The sequence below is a fragment of the Tahibacter sp. genome, assembly GCF_035481375.1.
Taxonomy (GTDB): Bacteria; Pseudomonadota; Gammaproteobacteria; order Xanthomonadales; family Rhodanobacteraceae; genus Tahibacter.
Window position 1 is genome coordinate 1 of sequence record NZ_DATIGT010000128.1, and the last position, 4,701, is coordinate 4,701.

The window sequence follows — 4,701 nt, forward strand, 5'->3', positions numbered from 1 at the left end:
GCGGAAGACTGCCGCCTGCAGAGCGCGTCGATCCGCGAGCGGCTGCAGCAGCGCGAACGGCCGCTGCTCGCCTGCCTGTCGCGCGCGACCGATGCGCCGTCGCTGCTCGCACACGGCCTCGCCGTGGCCGGACTGCTCGCCGCGGCGGCATCGGACGACGCGGACGCGCCGCCCTGGACGTTCGCGAGCTACGCGCCGGGTTTCGGCGCGACCATGGTGCATGCCGACCGCGAATCGCTGTACGAAGGCGCGGCCGGCACGGCCGTGTTTCTCGCCGAAGCCGCGCGTGCCGGCGGCGATCCGCACTGGCTCGCACTCGCACGCCGCGTGTTCGATCCGCTGCTGCGCGGCGAAACGCCGCAGAGCCTCAGGCGCAGCGGCGGCGTCGGCCGCGGCCTCGGCGGATTGATCTATGCGCTCGTGCGCGTCGCCGATGCCGGCGGCGGCGGCGACCTGCTCGCGCTCGCGCGCCGGCTCGCGCTCGCGCATGCATGCGACGTCGCCGCGGCCGACGGGCTCGACGAAGTGCTGTACGGACGCAGCGGCCTGCTGCTCGCTCTGCTCGCGCTGAGCACGCGCTGCGGCGATGCGCTGCTCGACGCCGTCGTCGACACGATCGCGCTGCAGCTCGTCGCACGCGCGCGCACCGACGGCGACGGCACGAGCTGGCCCGCGCCGCAGGGCCGCTTCATGCCGAACGTCAGCCACGGAACGGCGGGCATCGCGATGGCGCTCGCGCGCTGGGCGCGCGCGCGCGGCGCCTGCGAAGGCGCCGAACTCGCGCAATCGGCACTGCGCTACGACGACACGTTCTGGCTCGCCGCGGAACACGGCTGGCGCGATGCGCGCCTCGACGAAGACAGCAGCGAACAGCTGACGACCTGGGCCTGGTGCAACGGGCGCTCCGGCGCGTTGCTCGCGCGCCACGCGGTCGCGCAGGCGCTGGACTGCCCGTTCTGCGCCGGTCACGTGCAGGCGGCCTGTGCGGCCGCCGACGGCGACGTCGTCGCCGAGGTGTCGCCGGGCCTTTGCTGCGGCACGCCGGGCGCCGTCGACGCGCTGCTGCACGTCGCCGCCGACGCGCCCGACGCGGCGTTGCGCGCACTGGCCGGACGCAGTACCGCGCTGCTCGCGAAGCACACGCCGGCCAGCCAGTACTCGACCCTGACGCCGTCGCTGTTCGCCGGCACGGCCGGGCTGGGTTTTGCGCTGCTGCGCGCCGCGCGGCCGGCGGAAGTCCGCAGCGTGCTGGCATTCGAATAAAGAAAATGCGCGCCGGCTGCAGCCGGTTCGCGCAGCGCGCGCTGAACGCTCCGAATGCGTCGATTCTTTCGCGCATGATCGCCGGCGCGATCGTGCGCCGCCTGCATCGCGGCGAAGCGGTCGCACGCATGGCGCTCGACTACCGTCGCCAGTACGTCTGGCTGTCGGAACAGATCGACGGCCGTCACCGCCGACGACGAACGGCTGCAGCAGGACCTCGCGCGCTACGGCGAATGGGAGGCATGGCTGCGCGCCGCCGACCGCGCGGGAGTCGCGCGCGTGCCGTCACCGGACTGGAAGCCGCGCAATCCGCAGATGTTGCCGTTGCCTGAGGAACCTGCGGGCGCGCGGTGACGGAAAAGACCGGGAATCGGGAATCGCAAAAGACACATCCGCTCCATCCCCCTACAATCCGCGCCCCTCGTCCGACCCTGTTTCCGCATGCCGCGCGCGCTCCGTTCCCTTGTTCTCGCAGCAACACTGATGCTCGGCGCCTGCCGCATCGCTTCGCCGCCGCAGACCGAACCGCCGGCCGCGGTTGCGCCGGTCACCGCGGAAGCCGCACCGGCGGAAACCGTCGATCAGGCACCTCCGCCCTACACGCTCGTCAGCACCGAAGTGCACACGCTGCGCGCCGAGCGGCTCGGGCGCAGTTATCCGCTGCTCGTGAGCCTGCCGCGCAGCTACGCGCGCGATCCGGCGCGACGCTATCCGGTGCTGTTCGTCACCGATGTCAACTACGCTTTTCCGCTCGTGCGCAGCATCGGAGCGATGGTCGGCGACAAGGGCGCGGGCCTCGAGGATTTCATCCTCGTCGGACTCGGCTACGCCGACGGCGACAGCCCGCCCTACAGCCGGCGCCGCGACTACACGCCGACCGCGAACGGACCGCGCGACGCGAAGCCCGAGGAATCGGGCCGCCCGCCGCTGCATGGCGAAGCCGAAGCCTATCGGCGTTTCGTCGCCGACGACGTGTTTCCGTTCGTCGAATCGCACTACCGCACCGATCCGGCGCGGCGGATCTTCGCCGGACATTCCTACGGCGCGCTGTTCGGCACGCACGTGCTGCTGACCGAGCCGCGCATGTTCGAACGCTACATCCTCAGCAGCCCCTCGCTCTGGTACGACGACCGCGTGATGCTCGCGCGCGAACGCGACTACGCGGCATCGCACGACGACCTGCCGGCCAAGGTGTTTTTCGCGATCGGCAGCTACGAGACCGTGAAACCCGGGTCGAAGGATCCGCGCTACAACCTGCGCGAAGACATGATCGCGGACCTGCGCGCGTTCGAGACGCAACTGCGCGCGCATCGCTACGCGGGCCTGCAGATCGCTTCGACCGTCGTGCCCGAGGAAGACCACCTGGGCGCCTATCCGGTCGCGATTACACGCGGCCTGCGCTGGGCATTGCCTCCGCGCTGAGCCCGGTAGCGTGTTCGCCTCGCGCAGGACTGGGCGTTTTCCGTAGGCCGAGCGCATGATCGGCCTGAAGGCAAAAGTGCGCTACAAGGTTGTACAGGGGAAATCGGCGGTGCCCGCCCCCGGTCTGGAGAGACCGAAAAGGCGCCGCTTCCGATCGGGAGAAAACCATGGCAAACCTCGTTTCCAAACGGCGCGCCGTCGCCGCAGCCCTCACCGTCGCGCTCGGCCTGCTGGCCGGACCCGCCTTTGCCGCCGGCGACAGCGTCCGGCTCGCTCCGGCGATGCAGGCCCCGGCCTATCAGCTGCGCGTGACCGGTCCGGCCGGATTCCTGTTCGAACGCACCTTCGCGGCCGGCCAGAATGTCGCGGTGGACGCGCCGGCCAGCGGCTGGGTCGACGGCGACTATCGATACGAGCTCATCGCAGTAGCGGCGACCACGCAGCGCCGCAATGACGGCGACGCCGAGCGCGCGGCCGCGCCGCAGCACAGCGAATCCGGCAGCTTCACCGCCCGCGGCGGCGTGGTCCAGGTCGCCGACGGCGTGTTCGCCGCGCGCCAGGACAACGGCCAGAACGCCTCGCCGGTGCCGAACGACCAGGTCATTCCCGACGACCTCATCGTGCAGGGCAGCGGCTGCTTCGGCTTTGACTGCGTCAACAATGAAAGCTTCGGCTTCGACACGATCCGCCTCAAGGAAAACAACCTGCGCATCAAGTTCGAGGACACGTCGGTCGGCGCGTTCCCGACGACCGACTGGCAGCTCACCGCGAACGACAGCGCCTCGGGCGGTGCGAACCGCTTCTCGATCGAAGACGTCACTGCCGCAACGATTCCGTTCACGGTGACCGGCGGCGCGCCGAGCAACGCGATCTTCGTCGACTCCACCGGCCGCGTCGGCTTCCGCACGTCCACCCCGGTGCTCGACCTGCATGTGACCGACAGCGATACGCCGGCACTGCGCCTCGAACAGACCGGCGCCGGCGGCTTCACGCCGCAGACCTGGGACGTGGCCGGCAACGAAGCGAACTTCTTCATCCGCGACGTGACCGGCGGCAGCAAGCTGTCGCTGCGCATCCGCCCGGGCGCACCGACGAGCTCGCTCGACATCAACTCCGCAGGCCTCGTCGGCTTCGGCACGGCCTCGCCCACCGCGCGCCTGCATGCCGTCGGCAGCGACGGGACGACGACGCAGTTGCTCGTACAGGAAAACAACGCGACCGCCGCCGGACGCGATCTGCTGCGCCTGGAAAACAAAGGCCCGACGCGGCTGCGCCTGAAGAACACGAACACCAGCAACGAGTGGAGCCTCAACGCCCACGATGCGGATTTCCGCATGACGCCGGCCGGCTCGGCCACGGTCGCGATGACGATCTTCCCGACCGGCAACGTCACGATCGCCGGCACGCTGACGCAGAACTCCGATCGCAACAGCAAGGAAAACTTCCGCACGCTCGACCACAAGTCGCTGCTGCAGAAGATCGCCGCGCTCGACATCACCGAGTGGAACTTCAAATACGAAAAGGACGACGTCCGCCACATCGGCCCGATGGCGCAGGATTTCCACAAGGTCTTCGGCCTCGGCGAACGCGACGACCGCATCGCGCCGCTCGACACGTCGGGCGTAGCACTCGCCGCCGTGCAGGGCCTGCAGAAGGAACTCGCCGAACGCGACCGCCGCATCGCCGACCTGGAATCGCGCCTCGAACGCCTCGACGCGCTGACCCAGCAGATCGCCGCGAAGCAGAACGCCGAAGCCCAGGCGATTCCGGCGTCGTTCGCCGCCGGCCGCTGCGAAGAAAAGACCGTCGCGACCGGTCTCTGACCGATTCAGGGTGACTCTTGGACCGCCCCTCACGGGGCGGTTTTTTTTGATCGATCGCCGCGTTCAGAACACCACGATGTCGGTATCGCTGAAATACTGCGTCAGCACGCGCAGCTCGAACGTCGCGGATTCATCGGCGCGGCAGTCCGTGCAGCCGTAGACGCGCGTGACCGCGTCGCCGCCGATCCGGCTG

3 protein-coding genes are annotated in these 4,701 nt (G+C 69.8%); all 3 read left to right on the forward strand.

The window, feature by feature from the left end; all coding sequences use genetic code 11:
• Positions 1-1,263, forward strand: a 1,263-nt coding sequence (locus VLF18_RS08420; RefSeq protein ID WP_325279181.1) for a lanthionine synthetase LanC family protein, incomplete at its 5' end; no start/stop codon positions are given.
• 483 nt (positions 1,264-1,746) lie between these two features.
• Positions 1,747-2,685: an alpha/beta hydrolase gene (locus VLF18_RS08425; RefSeq protein WP_325279182.1), complete on the forward strand. Its 939-nt coding sequence runs from the start codon at positions 1,747-1,749 to the stop codon at positions 2,683-2,685.
• Between the two features lie 167 nt (positions 2,686-2,852).
• Positions 2,853-4,508 (forward strand): tail fiber domain-containing protein, encoded by a 1,656-nt coding sequence (locus VLF18_RS08430; RefSeq protein ID WP_325279183.1) that lies wholly within the window; start codon positions 2,853-2,855, stop codon positions 4,506-4,508.
• Positions 4,509-4,701 lie beyond the last annotated feature (193 nt).